This is a genomic window from Hymenobacter psoromatis (genome assembly GCA_001596155.1).
Lineage (GTDB): Bacteria > Bacteroidota > Bacteroidia > Cytophagales > Hymenobacteraceae > Hymenobacter.
The window spans coordinates 78,055-103,828 of sequence record CP014771.1 but is presented as its reverse complement, the minus strand read 5'-3'; the positions used below and the strand labels follow the sequence as shown (position 1 = coordinate 103,828).

The following is a 25,774-nucleotide window of genomic DNA, read 5'->3' as shown; positions in this document are numbered from 1 at the left end:
GCCCAAACGGGGGCCTAGCGCTGGTTGGTGAGCCATGTCAGGTCTTGGGTGGGGCCAGTGGGGGTAGGGTGCAGCAGGCGCAGCAGCGCCTCGTCAAGCAGGGTGCGCTGGCCGTGCCGGAACTCGTCCAGCGTGCCCCAGTATTTGACCTCGCTGTCATCGATAACCAGCAGGTGGGTAGCGATTTTTTCGATGTGGGCCAGGTTGTGCGACGACACAAACGTGATGGCCTGCGGCCGGTAGCTGGCCAGCAGCGCCAACAGACTCTCGGCCGCAAACACGTCGAGGCCATTGAAGGGCTCATCCAGAATAAGCAGCTCGGGCCGGTGCAGCAGGCACGAGGCCACGGCTACTTTCTGCTTCATGCCGGTCGAAAACGTGCCAAGGCGCTTGTGGCGCACGGCCGCGTAGTCTTCCAGCAAGTGCGTCAGCAAGCTGTCGATGCGCGCCTGGGCGGCGGGCAGCTCGTAGATGCGGGCCACGAATTGCAGGTATTCCCCAGCCGTGAGCTGCTCGACGAGGTAGGCCTGGTTGACCAGCGCGCCCATCCGCCGCTTCACCGCCACGGGAAACGTCTCGCCCAGCGGCTGGCCATCGAGCAGCAAGCGGCCGCCGTTGGGTAGCAAGGTGTTGGCCAACAGGTTGAACAACGTGCTTTTGCCCGCGCCGTTGCGGCCCACCACGCCCACGCAGTAGCCGGTGTGGGCGGTCAGGCTCACGGCGCGCAACACGGTTTTAGGGCCAAAGGACCTGGTTAGATTTTGTAATTCGAGTTGCATAGCGTTGGTGATATCGGGTAGTCCCCGAGGCGGCAAGTTGCACGTGCGCGCTTGCATTCCCCCCGCAGCATCCCTTCATCGACCAGCTGACCGGCGCGTTACAGCTACTTCCCGGGACTTGGCAGAGCAGCCGGGTCCACGCCGAACGCCTGCAGCAGCGCCAGCAAGTAGGGCTCGGCTACTTCCGGCGCCGGCGCTACCCCCTGCCCCAGCACCGTGTCGAGGGCTTCGGCCATTTCGGGCCCCGCCACCCGCCCAAAGCCCATGCTCCAGTCGGCAAACCGCCGGCACGGCCCCGGCCCTTCGCTCACGGTTACTACCTGGGTGTGCCGGGGGTCTTGCTGAATGCGGTCGTAGAGCTTGCGCACCGACTGCTCATCGCCTTCCAGCAGCTGCACGAACCGGCTATCGCTGTAGAGCAAAATGCCCGTGACGCCTTGCCGAACGTTGAAGCTATGGGCATTTTTGAGTAAGGTATGCAGCTCGGCCTCAGTAAATGGCCGCACAGCCACGCTATGATAAAGCACCTGATACGTACTGATATCCAGCAGGTTAATAACCTGGTCAATAGTGAGTTCGCCTTGTTGGTAGCGGTCCAGCAGCTGCCGCTCGTAGCGCCGGGGGGCCAGGGCCGTGTTGGCCGTCACGGCCACGGCGCGCGCCACAATGCGGCGACGGTGCACTTCACTATCACTATCAAAAGATTTCATGCTTTCTACAGTTGGCTAAACTGCGCAATATACCTTACCCAGGCACATTGCTTACGGATTTACTACCCCCGTATGTGACAGCAAATACGCGGATTGGCGAAAGTAATCTCGACGGCCAGCATTTAACCATAAGGATACCGCTAACTAAACCAGCAAGCAGACAACGATTTAGCTTTGGTACTTCAGCTATGGGCAAGGGGGCCTTATTTACCCACTTTTTTAACCAATAGAACACTTTCTGGCAAGTGAAGGTGAGCGACCGGGGGTAGGGCGCGGGACTTGCCCCCGCCCGTCGCTGCACGTAACCAGCGCTCATTGTTCAACGACGGGCGGGGGCAAGCCCCGCACCCTACCTATAAAACGAGCGCCCTCCTGGGGGATACTCAGGAGGGCGCTCGTTCCAAATTTCGGCTAATCCAAACCAGAATCCTTATCAATTCCAGCCGCCGCCCAGCGCGCGGTAGATGTTCACCGTGGCATTGAGCTGCTGCATCTTGGTTTCGGTCAGGTCAAATTTCGAGGTCAGCGCGTCGCGCTGCGTGAAAAGCACCTCCGTGTAGTCGGCCCGCACGGCTTTGAAGAGGCTATTAGAAATACGGATAGACTGGTTGAGGGCCTGTACTTCTTTCAGCTTCGCGTCGTAGCTGCTTTGCAGGTTGTTGATGTTCGACAGTTGGTTAGACACCTCTATGTACGCGTTCAGCACGGTGCGCTCGTAGTTGTACACCGCCTGGAGCTGCAAAGCATTGGCCGTGACGTACAGGGCTTTGATGCCGTTGCGATTAATCAACGGCGCGGATAAATCACCGGCCAGGTTATAGAGTATCGACTCGGGCGTGGTGAACAGCAGGCCGGGCTTAAATGCCTCAAACCCTACCCCCCCGGAAATGCCCAGCGACGGGTAAAAATTGGCGCGCGCTATCTGCACGTCCAGCTTGGCGGCCACCAGGTTTTGCTCGGCCTGCCGGATATCGGGGCGGTTGCTGAGCAGCTGCGCGGGCACACCAGCCTGAATGGTCGTCGGCACCAGGCCCGCAAAAGCCTGGTCGTCGCGGGTAATGGGCCGCGGAAACCGGCCCATTAAAAAGTTAATCTGGTTTTCAGTCTCCACAATGCGCTGCTGCGTCTTGTATTGCAGGCTGATGGAGTTCTGGACCTGGGCCTCGAAGCGTTTTACCGCTAGCTCCGTCACGCGGGCTGCTTCCTTTTCTTCCCGCACGATGCGCAGGGCATTCTCCTGAATCTCAATGCTTTGCTTTAGGATAAGCAACTGATTGTCGAGGGCCAGCAGCTCGTAGTACGAATTGGCAATCTCGGAAATCAGGTTGGTCACCATGAAGTTTTTGCCCTCCACGGAAGCCAGGTAGCGGGTGGCCGCCGACTTGCGCGAATTGCGCAGCTTGTGCCAGATATCGACCTCCCAGCTCGCGAACGCGCCCAGCTGGTAGTTGGCCAGGGGGGTAGGCGTGGCGTGGTCGGGCTGAATATTGATGGCATCTTCCGTGGCACCTTGCAGGGTGTAGCGGCCCGGCTTTTCGGCTGCCGCTTGCGCGCCCAGCGATAGGAAAGGCAGATACTCCCCCTTGCGAACCTGAATTTCGTTGCGGGCAATCTGAATTTCCTGGAGCGTAATGTTCAGCTCCTGGTTGTGCTGCAGGGCCGTGTCGATGAGCGCGGCCAGGTCGGGGTCGGTAAAAAACTCCTTCCAGCGCATCCGGGCCGTGCTAATGGTGTCCTGCGTGCTGCCGTTATAAGTGGCGGGCACCGTGCGGTTCACGTTGCGCTGCACCAGCGTGGGCAGTTTGCAGCCGGCCACGGCCAGTGCCAGGCTGGCCGTGGTCAGGCCTTGATAAATTCGTCTCTTAAGCATGAGCTTCCAATTCTTCTTCAACTAATACACGCGGTTCCAAACCCTCGCTTATCGGATATTCGTTTTCATCGTCAATCAGCTTGCGGCCCGCGCCAATGGTGCCGAACAGGAAGTACAGGCCAGGGATAATAATTACCCCGAACACGGTGCCGAACAGCATCCCGCCCAGCGCCGCCGTGCCGATGGTGCGGTTGCCATTGGCCCCCGCGCCGGTGGCCAGCACTAGCGGAATCAGACCCGCAATGAAAGCAAAGGAGGTCATCAGAATCGGGCGGAATCGGGCGCGGGCACCCTCAATGGCCGCGTCGCGTATTGACATGCCGCGCTCGTGATTCTGCACGGCGACTTCCACGATAAGCACCGCGTTTTTGCCCAGCAGACCTACCAGCATCACCAGCCCCACCTGGGCGTAGATGTTGTTGGCCAAGCCCATCGTTTTGAGCAGCAGGAAGGAACCGAACACACCCGTGGGCAGCGACAGGATAACGACCAGCGGCAGCAGGAAGCTCTCGTACTGCGCGGCGAGTACCAGGTACACGAAGGCCAGCACGATGAGGAAAATAACTACTGCCTCGTTGCCCCGGCCCACCTCGTCTTTCGAGAGGCCGCCCCAGTCGATGTCGTAGCCGCGCGGCAGGGTTTTGGCCGCCACTTCCTGCACCGCCTTAATGGCCTCGCCCGAGCTGTAGCCCTGGGCGGCATCGCCCCGGATGGAGCCGGTAGTGTACATATTGTAACGGTTAATCTCGTTGGCACCCTGGGTCTTCACGATTTTCATGAAGGCCGAGAACGGCACCATTTCGCCCTTGTCGTTTTTGGCCCACATGTTCAGCACGTCCTCCGGCAAGCGGCGGTATTGGGGCGCGGCCTGCACATACACCTTAAAGAAGCGCTGGTACTTGATGAAGCCCTGCTCGTAAGTCGAGCCAATCATGATGCTGAGCGTATTCATGGCGTTGCCAATGTCCACGCCTTTCTGCATGGCCAGGTCGTTGTCAATCTCCAGCTCGTACTGCGGGTATTTGGCCGAGTAGAAGGTGAAGAGGCCCGCCAGCTCCTTGCGCTTCTTGAGGTTGGCCAGGAACTCGTTGTTTACTTTTTCGAGTGCTTTGTAGTCGCCGGTGTTGGTTTTATCCAGCAATTGCAACTGGAAACCACCCGCCGCGCCGTAGCCCGGCACCGCCGGCGGCTCAAAGAATTCAATGTTGGCTCCCGGTATCTCCTTCGCCTTGATTTCCAGGGCCGCCACCACGTCGTGGATAGATTCCTTGCGCTCGGACCAGGGCTTGAGGTTAATCAAGCAAGTACCCGCGTTGGAGCCGCGGCCTTCGGTGAGCACCTCGTAGCCCGCCAGCGTCGAAATACTCTGGATGCCCGGCACGTCCTTGGCCAACTGCTGCAACCTTTCCGAAATGGCGTAGGTGCGTTCCAGCGTCGAGCCGGGCGGCGTTTGCACAATGGCGTACAGCATCCCCTGGTCTTCGCTCGGAATAAAGCCGGTAGGGAGATTGAGGGAGATGAAGTAGATGCCCGCTAGGAAGGCCCCCAGCATCGCCAGCGTCACGAGGCGCTTGTCCACCACCTTTTGCAGCAGACCAGTGTAGCTCTTGGTGAGGCGGTCGAAGCCGCGGTTAAACCAGTCGAGGAAGCGGTTGAGGGGGTTTTTGGAGCGGGGCTGGCCGTGGGTGTTTTTCAGCAGCATGGCGCAGAGCACCGGCGTGAGCGTGAGCGCTACTACCCCCGAAATGATAATGGCCGTGGCCATCGTAATGGAGAACTGCCGGTAGAAAATACCCACCGGACCGCTCATGAAGGCCACCGGCACGAACACGGCCGTCATCAGGATGGTGATGGCGATAATAGCGCCGCTGATTTCGCCCACCACTTCCTGCACCGCCCCGAAGGGCGACAGGTGCTTCTCTTCCATCTTTACGTGCACGGCTTCTACCACCACAATGGCGTTATCCACCACGATGCCAATAGCAAGCACCAGCGCAAAGAGCGTAATCATGTTGATAGTCAGCCCAAACGCCTGCATGGCCGCAAACGCCCCAATGAGCGAAACCGGCACGGCAATAATCGGGATAAGCGTGGAGCGCCAGTCGCCCAGAAACAGGAACACCACCAGCGCCACCAGAATAAAAGCGTCGCGCAGGGTATGAATCACGTTCTCAGTCGAAGCATCGAGGAAGTTCGACACGTCGTAACTGATTTTGTAGTCCATGCCGGGCGGAAACGACGTTTTCTTCATCTCCTCCAGCTTGGCTTTCACCTGCGCGATTACGTCGCTGGCGTTTGAGCCATAGGTTTGCTTAAGCACCATTGCCGCCGACGGGTACCCATCGAGGTTAGAGTAGATATCGTAGAATTCGCTACCCAGCTCCACGTTGGCCACGTCCTTGAGGCGCAGCATTTCTCCGTTCGCGTTGGCCCGCAGCACAATGTTTTTGTATTCGTCCGCGTCGTTGAAGCGGCCCTTATACGAGAGCACGTACTCCAGCGCCTCGGCGCGGCCCCCGTCCGAGCGCCCGATGCGGCCCGGCGAGCCAATCACGCTCTGGTCGCCAATGGATTTCATCACGTCATCGACCGAGATTTTGTAGGCCCGCATCCGGTCGGGCTTGAGCCACACGCGCATGGCGTACTGCCGGCTACCCAGCAAGTTGGCCCGCCCGATGCCGTTGATGCGCTGCAGCTCGGGCAGCATGTTCACACCGGCGAAGTTGAAGAGGAACTTCATGTCCGTGTTCTTGTCCTTGCTGTACAAGTTCACGTACATCAGCATGTTCGGCACCACGCGGTTCACAATCACGCCCTCGCGCTGCACCAGCACAGGCAAGCGGTTGAGCACCTGCGCGATGCGGGTGTTCACGTTCACCACGGCCTGGTCGGGGTTGGTGCCCAGGTTAAACACCACCTGGATGTTGGCCTCGCCCGCGCTCACCGCGTCGGAGGTCATGTACTTCATGCCCGGCACGCCGTTCACGGCTTGCTCCAGCGGAATCAGCACCGACTCGGTCAGCACCTTGGCGCTGGCTCCGGGGTACGCCGCGCTCACCATCACCATCGGCGGCGAAATCTCGGGAAACTGCGAGGTAGGCAGGGTCTTGATAGCCAGCATACCCAACAGGACAATTGCTATCGAGATAACGATGGCAAATACGGGCCTGCGAATGAATTTACTAAACATAGAATAGAAAATTGGTGCTTAGGGCTTGGTGCCTGGTGCTTGGGTCGTTTAGGTAGCAGCTCGTTGAACGGCTCAATCACTAAGTACCAAGCACCAAAACACTATTCAGAATATACTTTTAGCGTGGGCAGCACCTGCTTCATGCTCTCGAAGGTGTAGCTAATCTTATCGCCGTCCTTCACCTTGCGGATGCCTTCGAGCAGAATCTTGTCGCTGGCGTTCAGCCCTGATTTAATCACGTATAGGTCAGGCAGTTCCGACGCAATGGCAATCTCGCGCTGATGCACGATGTTCTTGGCATCCACCACGTACACGTAGCGCTTTTCCAGCACTTCGAAGGAAGCTTTCTGCGGAATAATAATGGCATTTTTGAGCGGCACCGTCATCAGCACGCTGCCGGTTTCGCCGTTGCGCAGCAGCCCGTTGGGGTTCGGAAAGGTGGCCCGGAAGGCAATGTTGCCGGTTTCGTTGTTGAAGTCGGCCTCAATGGTTTGCACCTTGCCAGAGAGCGGAAACAGCTCATTGTTGGCCATCAGCAGCTGCACGTTCACGATGTTGTCAGCTTTGGCCTGCGCCTTATAAGCCAAGTATTCGGCCTCGGGCACGTTGAAGTACACCCACATTTTGCTGTTGTCGGAGAGCGTCGTCAGCAGGTCCCCCTCCGCCACGAGGCTGCCCAGCCGGCCCTGAAAGTGGTCCATTATGCCCGTAAACGGGGCTTTAATCGACGTGAACTGCAGGTGCGTCTGGGCCAGCGACACGTCGGCCTTGGCCTTATCGAACTTGGCCCGCGACAGCGACAACTCATTTTTCGACACGATGTTGCTGTCGGCCAGGCTCTTCGTGTTCTTATACTCCATCCCTACGTAGTTGGCTTCCGCCTCCGATTTTTGCAGGTCAGCCTGGTAGATGAGGGGCGTAATCTGGAACATGGGCTGGCCCTTTTGCACGGTCTGCCCTTCATCCACGAAGATTTTTTGCAGGTAGCCTTTCTCCAGGGCCCGCAGCTCAATGTGCTGGAAGGCGTGAATCTGGGCCACATACTCTCTGGTAACGGTTGTGTCCTTCTTCAAAGGACTGGTAACCAGAAGCTTGACCTGCTCTTCTTTTTCCTCCTTCTTGCTTGAGCAACTGATGCAGCAACACACAACAAACAAGCTCAGGAACAGGAATATTCTTTTCACAAAAGCATCAGAAATCATAACTAAGCGCTTGGTAATCCAGAAAAAATTTATAGGTAGGAAACCAGGCAAACAATGATTACCAGCCCCAACAGTAGGTTGGCAGCCGGCACTACAAAGTCAGCCCGTCTTTATGTTGGTTGGCTCATTGGTTGTCCGACAGACATCGTTGCCAAAATACAAAACCCATCCCGCGAATGGATATTTCAACTACTATGTTTTGCATGCCTATCTATCAGCTATATTCAAAAAGCAAAAAGCTTTTGAATGCCAGCAACATGCTGGCCCCAATTCAAATTTTATGAGCGTAGAATGGTGGGAATAAGCCGACACTGAATTACCAGTATCGAGTGCTGGGTGATACAAAAGTCAGCATTTTGCTATTAAGAAGACATGAAGAAACGAGGAAGACTAGATAAAGAAGTTGCATTGTGACTGGCTGAACCGCCACTAGCGTACCCGCTTGGTAGGGCGTGCTGGCCCAAAGGCCAAGGGTATTGAGACAAAATTGCGGTGGTCGTATTAACGTAGTATTGGAAAGAAATTAGAATTTTCTAATCCGGCGCACTACAGCTAATCAACTCTGAGTTCGGGATTGCAGGCAGCGGATAAAATTGCATTTTATCTGCTGCCTGCTGGCTAGCGTTTGCTATGACCGTTCGAGTCCGCTCAAAACATCTGGGCGAAGTAGTCCCTGACTAATTTTGCTCAGCTTATTTTTCAAAATAAGGCTGGGAATATTGTTCACTGCTATTACGCAGTTATTCAAACGTCACCCGCGAAAAGCTTTTGTAAGGAGCTCGTTGGCGACCATTTCTCACAAAATCAAAAGCCCCGCTTCCAACTTGGAAACGGGGCTTTTTGCAGAGAGGATGGGATTCGAACCCACGATAACCTTTTGGGCTATACACACTTTCCAGGCGTGCTCCTTCGACCACTCGGACACCTCTCTGAATGGGGCTGCAAAGATAGGCAGGAAAGCGCAGTGTGCGGTAAGCTTCGGCTTGCCGGGAGAATGTAGGGTAGGCTTTAGCCTGCCGGACGCGGGCCGCAGCAGCTAAAACGGCAAGCTAAACTTACCACACATCCGCTCACCCTACAGGGTAATCTCGCCGCGCAGGTCATGGCTGAGCAGCTGCCGGGTTTCGACCTCATTGCGCCCCAGGCCAAGCACGAACATGAGCTTGGTAATGGCGGCCTCGGTGGTGATGTCGTCGCCGCCGATGATGCCCAGGCCGGCGAGGCGGGCGCTGGTTTCGTAGTGGCCCTGCACCACCCTACCCTCCTCGCACTGGCTCACGTTGAGCAGGTAAACCCCTCGGGCATAGGCCCGTTCGAGGCAGGCCAGGAACCACGGCGCGGTGGGCGCATTGCCCGAGCCATAGGTTTCGAGCACGCAGCCGCGCAGGCCGGGCACGCTCAGCACGGCCTCCACTACCCCCTCCGTGATGCCCGGAAACAGCCGCAGTACGGCTACTTTTTCCTCCAGCTTCTGGTGCACTTTGAGGCGGGCGGCGGGCAGCAGGCGAATGCTTTTATCGTTGAAATCGAGGTTGATGCCGGCGCGGACCAGCGGCGGGTAGTTCTCGCTTTTGAAGGCGGCGAACTGCTGGCTCTCGACCTTTTTGGCGCGGGTGCCGCGAATAAGCACGTCGTTGAAAAACAAGCCCACCTCGGGCAGGCGCACGGTGTGGGCGCGGGGGTGGCGCGCGGCGGCTATCTCCAAGGCCGTGAGTAGGTTGCGGGTGGCATCGGAGCGGGTGCGGCCCACGGGCACCTGCGCCCCGGTGAAAATGACCGGCTTGCCCAGATATTCGAGCAAAAAGCTGAGCGCCGCCGCCGAATAAGCCATCGTATCAGTGCCATGCAAAATCACAAACCCATCAAAATCAGCATAGTGCAACCCGATGAGCTGGGCCAGCAGCAGCCAGTCGGCGGGTGTCACGTTGCTGCTGTCGATAGGCTGCGGAAAGGCCAGCAGCTCCAGGCGGTAGGGCAGCTGGCGCAGCTCGGGCATGCGTTTGCCCAGCTTGCTAAAGTGCATGGGCACCAGCTCCTGCCGCCGGTTCACGGCCATGCCCACCGTGCCGCCGGTGTAGAGAATGAGCAGACGCGGGGCCGCCGCGTCGGCGGCATCGGCGGCAGTGGGCAGCGCCAACAGGGGTAAGCTCATTTTTAATTATGAATTAGAAATTATGAATCATGAATTGAATAAAGAGGAAGAGGGCAAGAAATGAGAACCGGAAAATAATTCATAATTCATAGTTACTCCGCCAGCCGGAATAGCTCGCGGGCGGTGCGGGTGGTGGCCCCGGCTACGGCATCGGGCGACTGGCCCAGCAACGTGGCCACGCGGTGCAGCACCAGGGGCAGGTAGGCCGGCTCGTTGCGCTTGCCGCGGTAGGGCACCGGAGCCAGGTAGGGGCAGTCGGTTTCGAGCACCAGGTGCTCCAGGCCCACATGGGGCAGCACTTGGTCGAGGCCGCCGTTTTTGAAGGTTGCTACCCCCCCGATTCCCAGCTTAAAGCCCAGGGCGATAATACGTTCGGCTTCGGCCAGGCCATCGGAGAAGCAGTGAAACACGCCGCGCAGGCTGCCATCCTGGGCTTCGGCCACCAGTTCGTAGGCCTCTTCGAAGGCGTTGCGGGTGTGCAGCACGATGGGCAAATCGTACTGCTTGGCCAGGCGCAGCTGCTCGCGCAGGGCTGCTTGCTGCTGCGGCAGGTAGGTTTTGTCCCAGTAGAGGTCGATGCCACACTCGCCCACCGCCACGAAGGGCCGCCGGGCCAGCCAGTCGGCCACTTCCTGCAGGTCCTTTTCAAAAGTTGGCCCCACCGAGCAGGGGTGCAGGCCCATCATGGCGTGGCAGGTGCCGGGGGCGATGGCCTCCAACTCCAGCATGGCGTCGATGGTCGAGTGGTCCACGTTGGGCAGCAAAATGGTGCCGACGCCCGCCGCCACGGCGCGGTGCAGCGCCTCGGCCTGGTCGGGCCGGAATTGCTCGGAATAGAGGTGCGCGTGGGTTTCTATTAACTTCATACTAAGCAGATTATCTTCTTAAAGCGCGCAGCGCAGCCGCAAATACGCAATGTCGCCTTTGTAAAAAACGTCGCCCTCCGGCACCAAGCCAAAACGCTGGTAAAACGGCAGGGCATTCTGGCGGGCATCGCACCAAAGCGCGGTGGCTCCCCGCGCCCGCGCCGCCTGCCTGGTGTGCCGCAGCAGCGCCGTGCCCAGGCCCCTACCCTGCCAGGCCGGGTCGGTGGCAAACTTGCGAAAGCGCGCCTCACCCGCGGGCGTCACGAACAGCGAAATTACCGCCCGCAGCTCGCCCGCCACGAACGCGCCGAAATGCTGGCCCGCGTCGTCGTCGGGCAGCCGCACGTAGGCCGGCGGCTTATCGGGCCACAGCACCGCGTGGCGCAGGGCGTAGGTCTGCACGGCAGCAATGGGCTGAATAACAACTTGCTCACTGCTCATTATTAACTGCTCATTGATAAGCCCGCCCTTTCCAATCAACTTTTTTAGGCCCAAATACGCGCCGGATGGTGAGGTCAGTGAGGAGCGCTAACGAAAAAAACTCGTAGCCGACTACCACCAACCCAGCCGGGGGGGGTAGGCCGGCGCGGCGCGCGGCCACCCCGGCCATGAGGCCCTGGGCGGCTATTTTGAGGGCCAGCGCGCCCAGCGCCCAGGCCGGCCGGCCGGCCAGCAGCAGGCCCACCACCGCCAGCCAGTAGCCACTAAACAGCACCAAGCTCACCTGCACCTTGGGGGGCAAGGCCGCCGCGCCGCGCATCCAGCGCAGGCGCTGCCGCAGCAACTCGGCCCACGAGCCCGCCGGCAGCGAGGCCGCCCGCACGGCTGGCTCGAACAGTTGCCGGAAGCCGTAGCCCCGCGCGTTCACGGCCTCAAACAGGGCAAAATCTTCGGTGATGGAGAATGGCAGCGCCTCATAGCCGCCGGTGGCGCGGTAGGCGGCGCGGGTCACGAGCATGTTGTTACCCATCGCCGTCATGGGCTGGCCCGCGTCGGTGGCCACCTGCATGGAGGCCAGCGAGAGCAGCCAGTCGAGGCCCTGGAGGCGGGCCAGCCAGCCCGGCCCCTGCACCACCGTGAGGCCCGTGACGGTGCCCACGTCCGGCGCGGCGTGGGCCAGCATGGCCGGCACCCAGGTGGGGGGTAGGGCAATGTCGGCATCGGTAATGAGCAGATAGTCAGCAGTGGCGCGGCGGGCCAGGTGGGCCAGCACGTTGGCCTTGCCCCGCGCCGGGCCCAATGTATCGGTAATAGAAATTACCTGAAAATCACCCGCAAAGCCCCACATGGCGGCCTCGGCCACGGCGCGGGTGGCGTCGGTGCTGGCATCGTCGCCGAGCAGCACTTCGAGCAAATGGGGGGGGTAGGCGAGCGCCCGCACGCTGGCCAGGCAGCGCGGCAGGGCGGCCGCTTCGTTGCGGGCCGCGATGAGAATGCTCACGCGCGGCAGCGGCGTGGGCAGCGCCACCGGCGCGGGCGCGCCCGTGCGCCGGGCCAACCGCCACGTCACGTAGGCCAGCCAGCCCAGCCACAGCAGGCAGTAGGCGACGCTCACGCAAAATAGCAGGCTCAGCATCTGACAATCAACTTATAACAGCGCGAATTCGTAGCCCAACTCGCTGAAGTGGGCCAGCAGCCGGGGCAGCAAAAAGCGCAGCGAGCGGCTGGCCTTGCGCGAGTCGTGCAGCACCACGATGTCGCCGGGGCGGGTGGCGGCCAGCGTCAGGCGCAGCGCGGTTTCGGGGGGTAGGGCGGGGTCGTAGTCGCGGGTAAGCAGTGACCACATAATTATGCGGTACTGCCCGCGCAGCGCCCGTAGCACCGGCCAGGTTAAGCGGCCATAGGGCGGGCGGAAGAGGGGGTTTTGGGGCTTGGTGCTTGGGGCTTGGTGCTTGGGATTGAGATTCTCGGCTGCTTTATCCCCCCCAAGCACTGAGCAAGCACCAAGCCCCAATTCATCCAGCACTTGCTCGCACTCGGCCACGCCGGCCAGGTAGGCGGCGCGGGGCGTGTTCCAGGCGCTGCGGTGGTGCTGAGTGTGGTTGCCGAGGCGATGGCCGGCGGCCAGCGCGGCGCGGGCAATGTCGGGGTGGCGGGCCAGGTTGTCGCCCACGCAAAAGAACGTAGCCGGGGCCTGGTAGGCGGCTAGCTGCTCCAGCACCCAGGGCGTTTCGTCGGGAATGGGGCCGTCGTCGAAGGTGAGGTAGAGGCGGGGTGCGCCGGTGGGTCCCACCGGCGCACCCCGCCACTCGCTGCCCGGAAACAGCGGGTGCAGCCAGGCTGGCGGGCGCGTAAGCGGATTAGGAAGCGGCAAAACGAAACCGTAGCCTCAGCAGATGGGTACTACCTGAACCCAGGGCTGGCTTTGGCCTACAAACTTACCGTTGCCAGTTTTTGCAGTCGGCCGACCACTTGCCGCCCTACCCCGCCCCAATTCATAATTTCTACTTCATACTTAAAAAAGCCATGCCCCGCAAGTCCTTTTCCGAACTCATTAATAGCCCCGGCATGCCCGTGCTGGTCGATTTTTATGCTGATTGGTGCGGCCCGTGCAAGACGATGGCGCCCATCTTGCAGCAATTTGCCGCGCAGCACGAGGGCAAGCTGCGCATCATTAAGATAGATGTGGACAAAAACCAGGCGGTGGCCCAGCAATTCAAGGTACAAAGCATCCCTACTCTCATTCTTTTTCACAAAGGGCAGCCGGTGTGGCGGCAGGCGGGCGTGGTGCCGGCCACCCAGCTCGCGCAGGCAGTGGGAGCTTATATATAAGCTGCCTGGGTAGTATTGCCGCGCAGGAAAGTGGCCGGGCCACAAACTAAAGCAACGCGCTCGGCGTTGGCGCAACACGCGCCCGCGGGCCGTTACTTTGTGTTATGATTCGAGACGTGCTACTACGCAATTTTATATTAATCAGTGTTTTACTAGTAACCTTTCCTCACTTGGGCTGGGCCCAGGCGCAACACGTGCTGAGTGGGGTAGTGAGGGGTAGCGACGGCGGCGTGCTGCCCGGCGCTTCGGTGGCGGTGCCAGCGCTGGGGCTGGGCACGGCCGCCGAGGCCGATGGCCACTACAAACTCAGCCTGCCCGAGGGGCCGCAGCAAGTGGTGGTGTCGTTCGTGGGCTACACCTCCCAGACGCTGAGCCTGACTCTGCACCGCAACCAGCAGCACAGTTTCACGCTGGCAGCGGTGGCTAGCGAGCTCGGCGAGGTGGTGGTGCGGGGCGAGCAGACGCTGAAAGAGAAGCTGCAAACCACCCAGATGGGCGTCGAGCACCTCAGCATTCGGGAGGCCAAATTGCTACCCGCTCTGTTTGGCGAGGTCGATATTTTGAAAACCCTGCAGCTCAAGCCCGGCGTGCAAAGCGGCGGCGAGGGCAGCAGCGGCTTATTCGTGCGCGGCGGCTCGGCCGACCAGAACCTGGTGCTGGTCGATAACGTGGTGGTTTACAACCCCAACCACTTGTTCGGGCTGTTCTCGGTGTTCAACTCCGACGCCGTGCAGAGCGTCGATTTGTATAAGTCGGGCTTCCCGGCGCAGTATGGGGGTAGGCTTTCGTCGGTGGTCGATGTGAAGCTGCGCGAAGGCGACCGCGGCAAGTTCGTGACCACGGGCGGCATCGGCCTCATCTCGTCGCGGCTCAGCTTTGAGGGGCCGATACGCAAGGGCAAAGGCTCGTTTATCGTGAGCGGGCGGCGCACGTATTTCGACATTTTTACCCGCGCCCTCAACCGGGCCAATGCCAGCAAAGAAGACTACACGCCCATCCCGGACTACTATTTCTACGACTTCAACGCCAAGGCCAACTACACGCTCGGCACCCAGGACCAGCTGTTTTTTACGGGCTACCTGGGGCGCGATATCTTCGGCTTTACCTCGCCCAATGGCTTTCAGGCCACGTTTAACTGGGGCAACACGCTGGGCGCGCTGCGCTGGCAGCACGTGTTTTCGCCCCGGCTCACGGCCAACACCACCGCGTCGGTGACCTCGTACAAGTATAATTTGGGCAACAGCATTGACCAGTTTACCTTCAACCTGGGCTCGACCATTCTGGACTACACGGCGCGCACCGATTTCGACTACGTGCCCAACGACCAGCACACCATCAAGTTTGGTGCCCTGGTTACGGCCCACAATTTCGGGGTAGGGCGCTTGCAGCGCAGCTCGCAGGATAACAGCCTGAATATCAATTCCGACGTTAATTACCTCGGCCAGGAAGCCGGCCTTTACGCCAGCGATAATATCAAGGTTAACGATAAATTTCAGACCGAATTAGGGCTGCGGCTGTCAGGCTTTCAGAGCGGCACCGACCACTTTGCCGGCCTGGAGCCGCGCGCATCGGCCCGCTATTCGCTCACCGACAAGGTGGCGCTGAAAGCCAGCTACGCGCTCATGTACCAGTACGTGCATCTGGTGTCGAACTCGGGCGCGTCGCTGCCCACCGATATCTGGTACCCGTCGCGCCTCTCGGTGAAGCCCGAGCGCTCACAGCAGGTGAGCTCGGGCGCGAGCTTTTTGCTCGGCGGCGGCAAGTTTTTGCTCACCGATGAAGTGTACTACAAATGGGCCAACAACCAGATTGACTTCAAAGACGGGGCCCAGATTTTTGCCAATAACAACCTCGATACGCAGTTCCTTTTCGGGCGCGGCTGGGCCTACGGCAATGAGCTTTATCTGGAGAAAAAGACCGGCAAAACTACCGGCTGGATTGGCTACACGCTGGCCTGGACCAAGCGCAATTTTCCGCCTCAGCTCGGTACCACGGGCATCAATAACGGCCAGGATTTTTACCCCAACTACGACCGGCGGCACAACCTGAACGTCGTAGTTATTCACCAGCTCAATCCGCGCGTCTCGCTCACGGCCAGCTTTGTGTACACGAGCGGCGCGCCCACTACCCTGCCGCTGGGCCGCTTTGCTATCCAGGATATTTACCAGGGCGGCATCCAGGCCGTGCCCGTGTACCCCGACCGCAACTCGTACCGCATGATTCCCTACAGCCGCCTCGACCTGGGCCTGGTGTACAAGCTGCGGCCTACCCGCATTGGCGGCGACCGCGACCTCACGTTCAGCATTTATAACGCTTATAACCGGCGCAACGCCTACTTCATCTACTTCGAGCAAACCCGCGACAAAGTGACGGACCAGGTGACGGGCTACCGGGCGCAGCAGGTATCGCTGTTTCCGTTCATCCCGTCAGTGACGTATAATTTCAAATTCTAATCACGGATTACACGGATTTTAGCGGATTTCACGGATTTTGTAGACGATTATTTTTTAATGGTTATAGTTATGGTTGGGAAGAAGATAAGTACGCGGGTTTTAACGTTGGTCTTGGCGGGGGGGGTAGGGCTGTTGGCGGGCTGCAAAAGCCTGCAAAACGACGTGAACGTGCCCCTGCCCTACTACGCCAACCAACTCGTGGCCGAGTGCTATTTGCAAAACGGCGAAATACCGCGCCTCACCATTACCGAATCGGTGCCGTACCTGGATGATGGCCAGGCCGTAGCGGCTGGCTCGCAGATACTTGCGCTCACGAATGGCCAAACCGTGCAGCTGCCCACCGACGTAACCGTGACCCTGACGCTGCCCGGCGGCCGGCCCCTACCCCTGCGTTTCAGTCCCGGCATTGATAACGTCACCGGCAAGTACTACACCCACATTGGCACCACGCCGCTCGTGGCCCAGGCCGGCCAGCAATTTGGCCTCGATGCGCAGGACAAGCGCGGGCGGCACCTCACGGGCACCACCATCGTGCCCACGTTCATTCGCATCGACTCGGCGCAGTACAAGTTCAACGCGCTGACCGGGGCCAATAAAAAGGCCTACTTCGTGACCAAGTGGACTGACCCCGGCGTCACCAACGATTTCTACCGCCTGATGCTGCACAAGGGCAAACCGTCCGACAACTCGGAAACCGATAACGACCTCAACGACCGGCTTTTTAATGGCCAGCCCTACGCCCAGGTCACGACCTATCGCTTCGTGCCCGGCGACACGGTCACGACCACCCTCTACCACCTCGACTCGCTATATTACGACTTCCGGCAGTCGGTGCGCAACGCCCGCAACGCCAACGGCAACCCGTTTGCGCAGCCCTCGTCCATCCACAGCAACGTGCAGGGCGGCCTGGGCATTTTCACGGTGCTCGTGAGCGACCAGCGCACGGTGTATCTGAAGTAAAGTCGTTACCTTAGACTCATGTTAATAACTGTGCGCGGAACGTATGAAAACGGCGTGGTGCGGCTGAGCGAGCCGCTGCCGGCCGCCGCTAACCTCCCGGCGGGCGAAGTGCTCGTTACGTTTCTGGCTAGTAAGCCCGAGTGTGTTGCAGTGGCAATGCCCTCTAAAAAACCTCGTTTCTCGTTTGATGAAGCGCTGGCGTTACCTACCACGCCGGGCAGTAGTGTATCGGATGCTGTGCTGGAAGAGCGAGAGGAGTCGCCCTAGTGAAATTTTTTCTGGATTCCTCCTCGTTGCTGAAGCTCTACTATCAGGAAGCTGATTCGGCGGCCTTGCGCGCCCAAATTCAACTAGACCGCGATACGCTGGTCGTAGCTGAGCTGGCTTGGGTAGAACTGCATTCCGCGTTCCAAACCAAAGTTCGTCAGCACGTGCTAACGCAAAATCTGGCCACCCGCCGCCTGCGCCTGCTAGCGGCCGACTGGCCCGCTTTTCAGCGGATAGTCCTATCCTCGGAATTGCTTGCCCAAGCGGCCAAGCTGGTTCGTAAACACCACGCCCTGGCCCTGCGCAGTTTGGATGCCATTCAACTCGCCGTTGAGCGGGCCGGCGGCCCGCTCAACGGCTTCTTCACCCACGACACTCGCCTGCGCGCCGCCGCCCTGACTGAGGGGCTGCCGGTGCGCTAGCCCGCCAGCACGGCTTTCATCAGGGCCGTGAGGCGCGGCTCAGCCACGGCGGCGGCGGCCAGGATATCGCTGATTACAACCGGCTTGAGCTGGCCGGGGTAGCACAGGTCGGTGATGACCGACACGGCCAGCACCGGCAGGCCCAGGTGGCGCGCCGCGATAACCTCGGGCACGGTGCTCATGCCCACCGCGTCGGCCCCGATGAAGCGCAGGTAGCGGTATTCGGCGGGCGTTTCAAGCATGGGGCCAGGCACGGCCACGTACACGCCGCGCTGGGTGGTGCCGCCCTGGCCCAGGGCCTCGGCCGCCGCGCGGGCGCGGGCCAGCAGGCCAACATCGTAGGGCGCGTGCATGTCGGGGAAGCGCGGCCCCAGCTCGTCCAGATTAGGGCCAATGAGCGGGTTACCGGGCAGCAGGTTGAGGTGGTCATCAATCAGCATTAAATCTGAAATAGCAAACTCGGGGTTCAGCCCGCCGGCCGCGTTGCTCACAAATAATTGCCGGATGCCCAGCAGCTTCAGCACCCGCACGGGCAGCACCACCTGGGCCATCGAGTAGCCCTCGTAATAGTGAAAACGGCCTTGCAGCACGGCTACTTTCTGCCCGGCCAGCGTGCCTAGCAGCAACCGGCCCGCGTGGCTCTCCACCGTCGAAACCGGGAAATTGGGAATGTCGGCGTAGCTGATTTCGTGCTCGACTTCGACCTCTTTGGCCAGCGCGCCCAGGCCGGTGCCGAGGATGATGCCGGTAGTGGGCTGAAAATGATTGGATTGGGCCTGAATGTAGGCGACGGCGGCTTGGATGGCTTGCAACGGTTGATGGAGAATAAGAGTCAGGTAATAAGGCAATACGCCCGGCAAGATACCTTTACATTTACCATCACGCCATTCTAAGTAGTCTTTTCCAGTATGAAAACACCTTTATTTATTCTAGGCTTAGCATGCGTGGCGCGGGCTGTAGCAGCGCAGGAAGCAGCACCGGTTCAGCCAGTGGGTGGGCACGTGTTATCACTAGGCATTTATGGCCTATCGGCCAATGTTGGCCTTCAGTACGAGCAGCGGCTGTCGCGGCATTTGTCGCTCAGTGTGCGCGGGACGCGTTACTTCAGCGCTGACTACCCAGGCTACCAGGCGATGCTGGCGGCACGCGTTTATTTCCGCCCGCTAGCACCAACGGGGCTTTACCTGCAAGTGCAGGCAGGCGCGTTCAGCCACAATGCCCAGGTAGTGAGCAACTACCCAGGCGCGCCGCCTATCACTGCATCTACCAAAATAAATGGCCACGGTGGCGGACTTGGCTTGGGATATCAGTGGCGGTTCAGCCAGCACTTTCTTTTCGATGCAGGCCTAGGCCTGCGATTTTATCCGCATAACCTTGGCGAAATGTGCGATTGCTACTACGTGGGCAACTGGTATAACGTCGGGCAGCCGGGCTCCGTATTTGATGGCTATTTCAGCCTGGGCTATGCTTTCTAAGTTAGGCTACAAAGCGAATAGCGGCTGCTTGCGCTAGCCAACTACTGCACGGCCAGCTGGTCGTTGCGCGGGTCGGCGTCCAGGTAGATACCGTGGTCGAGGGCCACTGACTTCACTATTTTGCCGGGGGGTAGGGCAATGGTGGCCTGCTGCTGGTTGGCGCGCCAGAGGTCGGGCGAGCGGTGCAAGGTTTCGGTGCTGCCGTCGGCGTAGGTCACTTTCAAATCGACCGGCACGGCGAAGCCGCCCACGTTTTGGATGGTGATGGCCGTGCCCTGGGCCGTTCGGTCGGCTTTGGTGAGGGCCAGGTCAATATAGCCGTTGGTAAAGAACCAGTTGTGAAAAAACCACGTTAGGTCCTGGCCCGAGGCGTTGCTCATCGAATTGAAATAATCCCACGGAATGGGGTGCTTGCCGTGCCAGCGGTCCATGTAGGCGTGCAGGCTCTTTTTGAACAGCTCATCGCCGAGCATATCCTTGAGCGCCAGATAGCTGAGCGATGCCTTGCCATACGAATTGTTGCCGTAGCCCGACCGCAGCTCGCTGCTGGGCGTGATGATGGGCAAGTCCTCGGCGGTGCTGGGGTCGTGAATCCAGCGCGTGACCCGAAACTTGCGGTAGAACTCGTCGGCCGCTTTTTCGCCGTTCTCGGCCCGCCCAATCAGCAGCTCAAACGTGGTGGCCCAGCCCTCGTCCATGAAGGCGTAGCGGCTTTCGTTAATGCCCATGTAGAACGGGAAATACGTGTGCGCAATCTCGTGGTCCTGCACCAGCTGCGCAAATTGCAGGTCTCTTTCGGGGCTGTCGTTCACCATCATCGGGTATTCCATGTCGGCAAAACCCTGGAAAACAGTCATCTTGGGGAAGGGGTAGGGCACGCCCGGCCAGTTGCGCGAAAACCAGCTCAGCGCATTCTGGCTGAACTTCACCGACGAGTGAAAATCGGCCGTGGAATCGGCAAATGCGGCCTGCACACTGGCCCGGCGCTTGGTGGCGGGGTCCACGATTACGCTGGCCGCGTCCCACACGTAGTGGTCGCTCAGGCCCAGCGTCACGTCCGAAATGTCGCGGGCCGTCCACACCCAGGTGTTGATGGGCCGCTGAGCAGTAATGTCTTTTTTGGCCAAATCGGCGGCCGTGACAATGTGCATCAACGCCTCGCTGGTCATGGATTTTTCGAGCCGCTTGGCGTAAGTCGGCTGCAACACCTGCCAGGCGTTTTGCAGCGTGCCGGTGGCCCACACGAGGTAGTTGGCCGGGGCCTGCACCCGCAACGTGTAGTCGTTGAAGTCGTTGTAAAACTCCTTGCTGTCCACGAAGGGCAGGCGGTCCCAGCCGTTGTAGTCGTCGTAAACCGCCACGCGCGGGTAGAAGTAGGCCAGAAAGAACGTCGTCTTGTCAATCATGCCCTCGCGCCCGCTTTCCAGCGAAATAGGGAAATGCCAGGCCACGTTCAGCCGCACCGAGTCGTGGGGCAGCAACGGGCGGGGTAGGGCCACCTCTTGCATGGTGCCCGCCCGCTGGCTGTCGAAGGGCCGCGCCTGCCCGTTCACGGCAAAGCTATCGACCTGCACGCCGGTGGTCAGGTAGTCGGGCGCGGCGTCGCGGTCGCGGGCCGCGCCAGGCTTGTGAATATTCTGAATCAGCCTGAAAACCAGTGATTTCAGCGTATCGGGGCTGTTGTTGAAATAGGTAATCGTTTCGCGGCCCTTGATGGCGCGGGCGGGGGGTAGGGCCTGCACCGTGATGTCGTAGCGGGCGCGGTTTTGCCAGTAGTTGGGGCCGGGCCGGCCGTCGGCGGCGCGGGTGCCCCTGTCAAACGCCCGCTTAATGTCGCGGGGCTGGTAGAGAGCAGTTTGGGCGTGGGCGACGGGGGCAAGGCCAGCCAGCAGGAGGGCACCAAAAACCGCAACAGTAGGAAATTTTTTCATAGTACTTATTACAAAAGAACGTCATGCTGAGCTTGTCGAAGCATCTCTACCGCATCGTTGGGTTAGTAACCCTGACGGCGCGAGCAAGATGCTTCGACAAGCCCAGCATGACGTTCTTGTTTCAATCACTGATTAATCTACTTGATTTCCAGCTCATATGGCAGGCGGGCCTGCATGCCGCGCATTTGCAGCAGCAGTTGGTACTGGCGATACACCGGGTAGAGCGGCCCTAGCTTGGCCTGTGCAAAACGCGCCTCGGCGGCGGCCGTTTGGTCGTCGTCGTCGTCGCCGCCGAAGCGGTTGAGCAGGCGCTCCCAGCTAGTTTTCTGGCGCGGCAGGCGCTGTACTGAGTAGTCGCCGTCTTTGAGGTGGGCGTGGGCGGCGGCCAGGCGCACGGCATCGTCGTAGCTGCCCAGCACATCGACCAGACCGCGGGCCTTGGCCTCGCTGCCGCTCCAGACCCGGCCCGAGGCCAGGCGGCGCAGGCGCTCCACGGGCATGTGCCGGCCCAGGGCCGCCTTGCTGGTGAAGTCGGCGTAAATCTTGTCTATTTCGCGTTGAAACTGCGTTTTTTCGTAGTCGGTGAGCGGGCGCGTGATGGTGGGGAAGTCCGAGAACTTGCCCGTTTCCACGCGGTCCACCGTCACGCCAAGCTTATCAGACAACAGCTTCTGAATATTGGGCAGCAGGCCAAACACGCCAATGCTGCCCGTGATGGTATTGGGCTGAGCCACAATGGTATCGCAGGCCATGCTGATATAGTATCCGCCGCTGGCCGCCACGTCGCCCATGCTGGCCACGATGGGCTTGACCTTGCTGGTGAGCAGCACTTCGCGGTAAATCACGTCGGAGGCCAGCGACGAGCCGCCGGGCGAGTTCACGCGCAGCACTACGGCCTTCACCTTGTCGTCGAGGCGGGCCTTGCGGATGGCGGCGGCAAACTTGTCGCCCCCGATGTTATCGCTTGAGCCGTTACCAGTTACGATGTCGCCCTCGGCGTAGATGACGGCGATGCGCTGGCCGCTGGTGCTGCCTTCGCGCTGCTTGATTTGCCCGCCTTCGTGGTAGTCGCTCAGGCTGATAATGCTCGGCTTTTTGTCTTTGGCCGTGCCGAGCTTACCGCGCAGGTAGTCAAGTACTTCGTCGTAGTAGCCGAGCTTGGTCACGAGGCCCAGGCGCAGGGCGTCGGGCGCGTCGCGCACCAGCATCGAATCGGAAATAGTGTGCAGGCGCGGCACGGCAATCTGGCGGCTGGCCGCCACCTGCGCAATCATGTCATCATTAATAGAGTTGAGATACGACACGGTTTGGGCGCGGGCCGAATCGGAGAAGCTGGTGCGGAAAAACGGCTCCACGGCACTCTTAAAGGAGCCCACCCGGAAAATCTGCACGTCGATGCCCAACTTATCAAGCAGGTTTTTGTAAAACGTAACTTCCGAGCTGAGGCCGTTGAACTCCAGCGAGCCCTGCGGATGCAGGTAAATCTGGTCGGCCACGCTGGCCAGGTAGTAGCTTTTCTCGGAAGAAACTTCGGCGTAGGAAACGATGAATTTGCCCGATTTCTTGAAGTCGAGCAGCGCGTCGCGCACTTCCGTGAGTGAGGCCATGCCGCCCTGCACCAGCTCCAGCCGCAGCATAATGCCTTTAATATCAGCGTCGTCCTTGGCTTCGGCAATGGCCTGGCGCAGATTCAGCAGGCCAATGCTAGCGCTACCCCCCCCCAGCGGGCCGTAGTCGCTGCCTTCCTGGCGCTCTGTAATGGGCTTGTCGAGCTTCAGCTCCAGGACCGAGTTGCTGGCAATTTCTTTGTCGCCGCCGGCACTTTTGGCGGCCGCCACCAGACCCACAATCAGCAGGAAGCCGACAAAAGAAAAGAGTACCAGGCCCACCAGAGTGGCGAATACAAACTTGAAAAACTGACTCATAAAATCGCGGATTTAGCGGATGGCGCGGATTTCGCAGATTCGAATGGCGCTAATGGCTATTTGAAAATGCGGGGCAAGATAACGCCGTTTGCAGGCGGCGCGGCCAGCCTTTGGGCCGCGTGGGCTTTCTATCGACCAAACTTGCCCGGCATTACAAGCCGCAGCTTTTCGGCCGCCTACCCCCTCCCACCAGCCTAACTGCCCCCCACAGTATTTCGCGCCATCCGAATCTGCGAAATCCGCGCCATCCGCTAAATCCGCGATTAAGCCGCGATTATTAGTAGCCGTATTTTTCCTGCCACCACTCGCGCAGGCGCTCCCGGATTTTGGCCTCCGCGGGGTTGTCGCCGGGGTCATAGTAACGGGTGCCGCTCAGGGCGTCGGGCATAAATTCCTGGTAGGCGAAGTTGCCCGCGGCATTGTGCGAGTACTGGTAGGCCTGGCCGTAGCCCAGCTCCTTGAGCAGCTTGGTGGGCGCGTTGCGCAGCGGCACCGGCACCGGATGCACGCCCTGCGCTCGCACTTGGGCCTGCGCCGCCCGAATGGCCGTGTAGGCCGCGTTGCTCTTGGGCGAGGTGGCGAGGTAGATAACCGTCTGGCTCAGAATTAAATCGGACTCGGGCAGGCCGATAACGGTGCAGGCCTGGAAGCAGCTCTGGGCCAGCAGCAGGGCGTTGGGGTTGGCGTTGCCGATGTCTTCGGAACTCAGAATAAGCAGGCGGCGGGCGATGAATTTCACGTCTTCGCCGCCTTCGAGCATCACGGCCAGGTAGTAGAGCGCGGCGTTGGGGTCGGAGCCGCGGATGCTTTTGATAAAGGCCGAAATCACGTCGTAGTGCATCTCGCCGCCCTTGTCGTAGCGGGCCAGCGGGCGCTGGGCGGTGCGCTGCACAGCCTCATCGGTGAGCTGCACGCGGCCGGTGGCGGGGTCGGGCGGGGTGCTTTGCACCACCAGTTCCAGCAGGCCCAGCAGCTTGCGGGCGTCGCCGCCGCTGAGGGCCAGCAGGGCGTGGTCTTCGACCACATCGGTCGGAATCTGGCTGAGCTGCTCATCTTCGGCCAGCGCCCGGCGCACGATTTCGCGCAGCGTATCGGCCCCCAGCGCCTCCAGCGTATAGACCTGGCAGCGAGACAGAAGCGCCGGAATTACTTCAAACGACGGGTTCTCCGTGGTGGCCCCGATGAGCGTGACGGTGCCGTTCTCCACCGCGCCCAGCAGCGCATCCTGCTGCGCCTTGCTAAAGCGGTGAATCTCATCAATAAACAGGATGGTGCCCGACTGCTTTTTGGCCCGCTCGATGACCTCGCGCACGTCCTTCACGCCGGCATTGATGGCCGAAAGCATGGTAAAAGGGCGCTTTAATTCTTCGGCCAGCAGCAGGGCCAGGGTGGTTTTGCCCACGCCGGGCGGCCCCCACAAAATGAGGGAGTGTAGGCGGCCGGCGGCCAGGTAGCGGCGCAGCACGCCCTGCTCGCCCAGCAGGTGGGTTTGGCCGGCGTAGTCGGCCAGGCGGCGCGGGCGGCGGCGTTCGGCCAGCGGCGGGGGGGTAGGGATATCGAAAAGGAAAGCCATGAAACAGCGTAACGGGAAGAGCGCGGAAGTAGCGCGAACTTTGTAGTTCGCGTTTCGGGCCGGCCGTTGCAATAGATGCGGCCGGCGCGGGACGCGAACTACAAAGTTCGCGCTACTTCCGCGCTGCCTGCCCTACCCCCCTATGTTCGCCAAAATTCGCCTGCACGCGGCCCTGTTCCTGGTTTCGCTCATCTACGCGGGCACGTATAGCCTGGCCAAGGACATTATGCCGCGCTACATGCAGCCGCTGGGCATCGTGACGCTGCGCATTGCGGGAGCGGCGCTGTTTTTTGGGCTGCTCAAGCTGCTGGTGGCCCCGCGCGAGCGCATCAGCGGGCGGGCCGACAACCTGCGGACCGTGGCGTGCGGCGTGCTGGGCATCGGGCTCAATCAACTGGCCTTTTTCGCGGGCCTCAACCTCACTACCCCCATCAACGCGTCGCTGCTCCAAACCATCTCGCCCATTGTGGTGGTGCTGGCCTCGGCGGTGCTGCTCAAGGATAAGATTACGCCGCAAAAGCTGGTGGGCATTGGGCTGGGCGCGGCCGGCGCGGCGGCCCTCATCCTGAGCCGGCCCAGCAACGGCGCGGTGCCGCAGGCGGCCTTTTTGGGCAATCTGTATTTGCTACTCAATGCCACGGTTTTTGGCTTGTACCTGGTGCTGGTAGCGCCGCTGATGCGCAAATACAACGCCTTCACGGTGCTGGCGCGCATCTTTCTGGTGGGCGGCGTCATTGCCATCCCGGCGGGGCTGTCGCAGGCCCTCGCGGCCGACTACGGCCGCTTTCCGCTCTTCATCTGGGCCGAGCTGGGCTACATGATTTTCTTTCTCACCATCCTGGCTTACCTCTTGAATAACTGGGCGTTGAAGTACGCTACGCCGGCGCTGCTGGGCGTGTACATCTACTTGCAGCCGGTGCTGGCGGTGCTCATCGCCGTGGCCACGGGCAAGGACCGTTTTACCCTGGATAAGGCCTGGCAGGCGGCGCTCATCTTCGTGGGCGTGTGGCTGGTGAGCCGTAAGCCCCGGCCCGGCCCGGTGCCCACCGAGCTACTGGCGACGACCGAAAACCAGTGACCGGGCTGGCCTTACTTTGCGGCTCTATGCGATGGACGAGCTATCCCTTGGCGGCGGGCCAGGTGCATTACCTCGGCACCTGGAACCTGGCCAACGAAAACGAGCCCATTTTTCTGGACAAAAAACCAGAGCTGGACGCCGCCCTGCCG

The 25,774-nt window shown here is 60.3% G+C and carries 21 protein-coding genes and 1 tRNA gene; 7 read left to right on the top strand and 15 right to left on the bottom strand.

What is annotated here, in order from left to right:
- Positions 1 to 14 precede the first annotated feature (14 nt).
- The 11 genes from A0257_00470 to A0257_00420 form a co-directional block, all read right to left on the bottom strand.
- Positions 15 to 779, bottom strand: coding sequence for a hypothetical protein (locus A0257_00470; GenBank protein AMR25708.1), 765 nt, complete (start codon positions 777 to 779; stop codon positions 15 to 17).
- A 104-nt stretch (positions 780 to 883) separates the two neighbouring features.
- Entirely contained in the window at positions 884 to 1,489 is a 606-nt protein-coding gene (locus A0257_00465; protein ID AMR25707.1) for a hypothetical protein, read from the bottom strand.
- Between the two features lie 433 nt (positions 1,490 to 1,922).
- Positions 1,923 to 3,359 carry an RND transporter gene (locus tag A0257_00460; GenBank protein AMR25706.1) on the bottom strand — a complete coding sequence of 479 codons (1,437 nt, stop codon included), beginning with the start codon at positions 3,357 to 3,359 and terminating at the stop codon, positions 1,923 to 1,925.
- Positions 3,352 to 6,549, bottom strand: a complete 3,198-nt coding sequence (locus tag A0257_00455) for a multidrug transporter AcrB (GenBank protein AMR25705.1) — start codon at positions 6,547 to 6,549, stop codon at positions 3,352 to 3,354. Before A0257_00455 ends, A0257_00460 begins: the two co-directional genes overlap by 8 nt.
- Positions 6,550 to 6,650: 101 nt before the next feature.
- Positions 6,651 to 7,751, bottom strand: a complete 1,101-nt coding sequence (locus A0257_00450; GenBank protein ID AMR25704.1) for an efflux transporter periplasmic adaptor subunit — start codon at positions 7,749 to 7,751, stop codon at positions 6,651 to 6,653.
- Between the two features lie 840 nt (positions 7,752 to 8,591).
- Positions 8,592 to 8,682: transfer RNA gene (locus A0257_00445), tRNA-Ser, on the bottom strand.
- A gap of 144 nt (positions 8,683 to 8,826) precedes the next feature.
- Positions 8,827 to 9,903 carry an L-asparaginase 1 gene (locus A0257_00440; GenBank protein AMR25703.1) on the bottom strand — a complete coding sequence of 359 codons (1,077 nt, stop codon included), beginning with the start codon at positions 9,901 to 9,903 and terminating at the stop codon, positions 8,827 to 8,829.
- 92 nt (positions 9,904 to 9,995) lie between these two features.
- On the bottom strand, positions 9,996 to 10,769 hold the full coding sequence (locus A0257_00435) for a hydrolase TatD (protein AMR25702.1): 774 nt from the start codon (positions 10,767 to 10,769) through the stop codon (positions 9,996 to 9,998).
- Between the two features lie 18 nt (positions 10,770 to 10,787).
- Positions 10,788 to 11,210: a GNAT family acetyltransferase gene (locus A0257_00430; GenBank protein AMR25701.1), complete on the bottom strand. Its 423-nt coding sequence runs from the start codon at positions 11,208 to 11,210 to the stop codon at positions 10,788 to 10,790.
- Positions 11,211 to 11,220: 10 nt separating this feature from the next.
- Entirely contained in the window at positions 11,221 to 12,345 is a 1,125-nt protein-coding gene (locus tag A0257_00425) for a hypothetical protein (GenBank protein ID AMR25700.1), read from the bottom strand.
- Positions 12,346 to 12,357: 12 nt separating this feature from the next.
- The gene (locus A0257_00420; GenBank protein ID AMR25699.1) at positions 12,358 to 13,083 is read right to left on the bottom strand and encodes a hypothetical protein; all 726 of its coding nucleotides are present in this window, start codon (positions 13,081 to 13,083) and stop codon (positions 12,358 to 12,360) included.
- Between the two features lie 152 nt (positions 13,084 to 13,235).
- Between A0257_00420 and A0257_00415 the strand changes: the two genes are divergently transcribed.
- The 5 genes from A0257_00415 to A0257_00395 all read left to right on the top strand — a co-directional run bounded on the left by A0257_00415 (position 13,236) and on the right by A0257_00395 (position 17,643).
- On the top strand, positions 13,236 to 13,541 hold the full coding sequence (locus tag A0257_00415; protein ID AMR29567.1) for a thiol reductase thioredoxin: 306 nt from the start codon (positions 13,236 to 13,238) through the stop codon (positions 13,539 to 13,541).
- Between the two features lie 170 nt (positions 13,542 to 13,711).
- Complete coding sequence (locus tag A0257_00410) at positions 13,712 to 15,994, top strand: TonB-dependent receptor (GenBank protein AMR25698.1); 2,283 nt, start codon at positions 13,712 to 13,714, stop codon at positions 15,992 to 15,994.
- Positions 15,995 to 16,126: 132 nt separating this feature from the next.
- A complete protein-coding gene (locus A0257_00405; GenBank protein ID AMR25697.1) occupies positions 16,127 to 16,954 on the top strand; it encodes a hypothetical protein in 828 nt (275 codons plus the stop codon).
- A gap of 18 nt (positions 16,955 to 16,972) precedes the next feature.
- Positions 16,973 to 17,221 carry a hypothetical protein gene (locus tag A0257_00400; protein AMR25696.1) on the top strand — a complete coding sequence of 83 codons (249 nt, stop codon included), beginning with the start codon at positions 16,973 to 16,975 and terminating at the stop codon, positions 17,219 to 17,221.
- 26 nt (positions 17,222 to 17,247) lie between these two features.
- Complete coding sequence (locus tag A0257_00395; protein ID AMR25695.1) at positions 17,248 to 17,643, top strand: hypothetical protein; 396 nt, start codon at positions 17,248 to 17,250, stop codon at positions 17,641 to 17,643.
- Here the strand turns inward: A0257_00395 and A0257_00390 are convergent.
- Positions 17,640 to 18,455 (bottom strand): purine-nucleoside phosphorylase, encoded by an 816-nt coding sequence (locus tag A0257_00390; GenBank protein ID AMR25694.1) that lies wholly within the window; start codon positions 18,453 to 18,455, stop codon positions 17,640 to 17,642. The genes A0257_00395 and A0257_00390 overlap by 4 nt on opposite strands.
- Positions 18,456 to 18,776: 321 nt before the next feature.
- Between A0257_00390 and A0257_00385 the strand changes: the two genes are divergently transcribed.
- On the top strand, positions 18,777 to 19,118 hold the full coding sequence (locus tag A0257_00385; GenBank protein ID AMR25693.1) for a hypothetical protein: 342 nt from the start codon (positions 18,777 to 18,779) through the stop codon (positions 19,116 to 19,118).
- A gap of 41 nt (positions 19,119 to 19,159) precedes the next feature.
- Here the strand turns inward: A0257_00385 and A0257_00380 are convergent, their stop codons facing one another.
- The 3 genes from A0257_00380 to A0257_00370 all read right to left on the bottom strand — a co-directional run bounded on the left by A0257_00380 (position 19,160) and on the right by A0257_00370 (position 24,547).
- Complete coding sequence (locus A0257_00380) at positions 19,160 to 21,049, bottom strand: aminopeptidase (protein ID AMR25692.1); 1,890 nt, start codon at positions 21,047 to 21,049, stop codon at positions 19,160 to 19,162.
- A 137-nt stretch (positions 21,050 to 21,186) separates the two neighbouring features.
- Positions 21,187 to 22,974, bottom strand: a complete 1,788-nt coding sequence (locus tag A0257_00375) for a signal peptide peptidase SppA (protein AMR25691.1) — start codon at positions 22,972 to 22,974, stop codon at positions 21,187 to 21,189.
- A gap of 277 nt (positions 22,975 to 23,251) precedes the next feature.
- Positions 23,252 to 24,547, bottom strand: coding sequence for an AAA family ATPase (locus A0257_00370; GenBank protein AMR25690.1), 1,296 nt, complete (start codon positions 24,545 to 24,547; stop codon positions 23,252 to 23,254).
- Positions 24,548 to 24,689: 142 nt separating this feature from the next.
- On the opposite strand from A0257_00370, the gene A0257_00365 reads away from it, so the two are divergent.
- Positions 24,690 to 25,625: a transmembrane permease gene (locus A0257_00365; protein AMR25689.1), complete on the top strand. Its 936-nt coding sequence runs from the start codon at positions 24,690 to 24,692 to the stop codon at positions 25,623 to 25,625.
- Positions 25,626 to 25,774 lie beyond the last annotated feature (149 nt).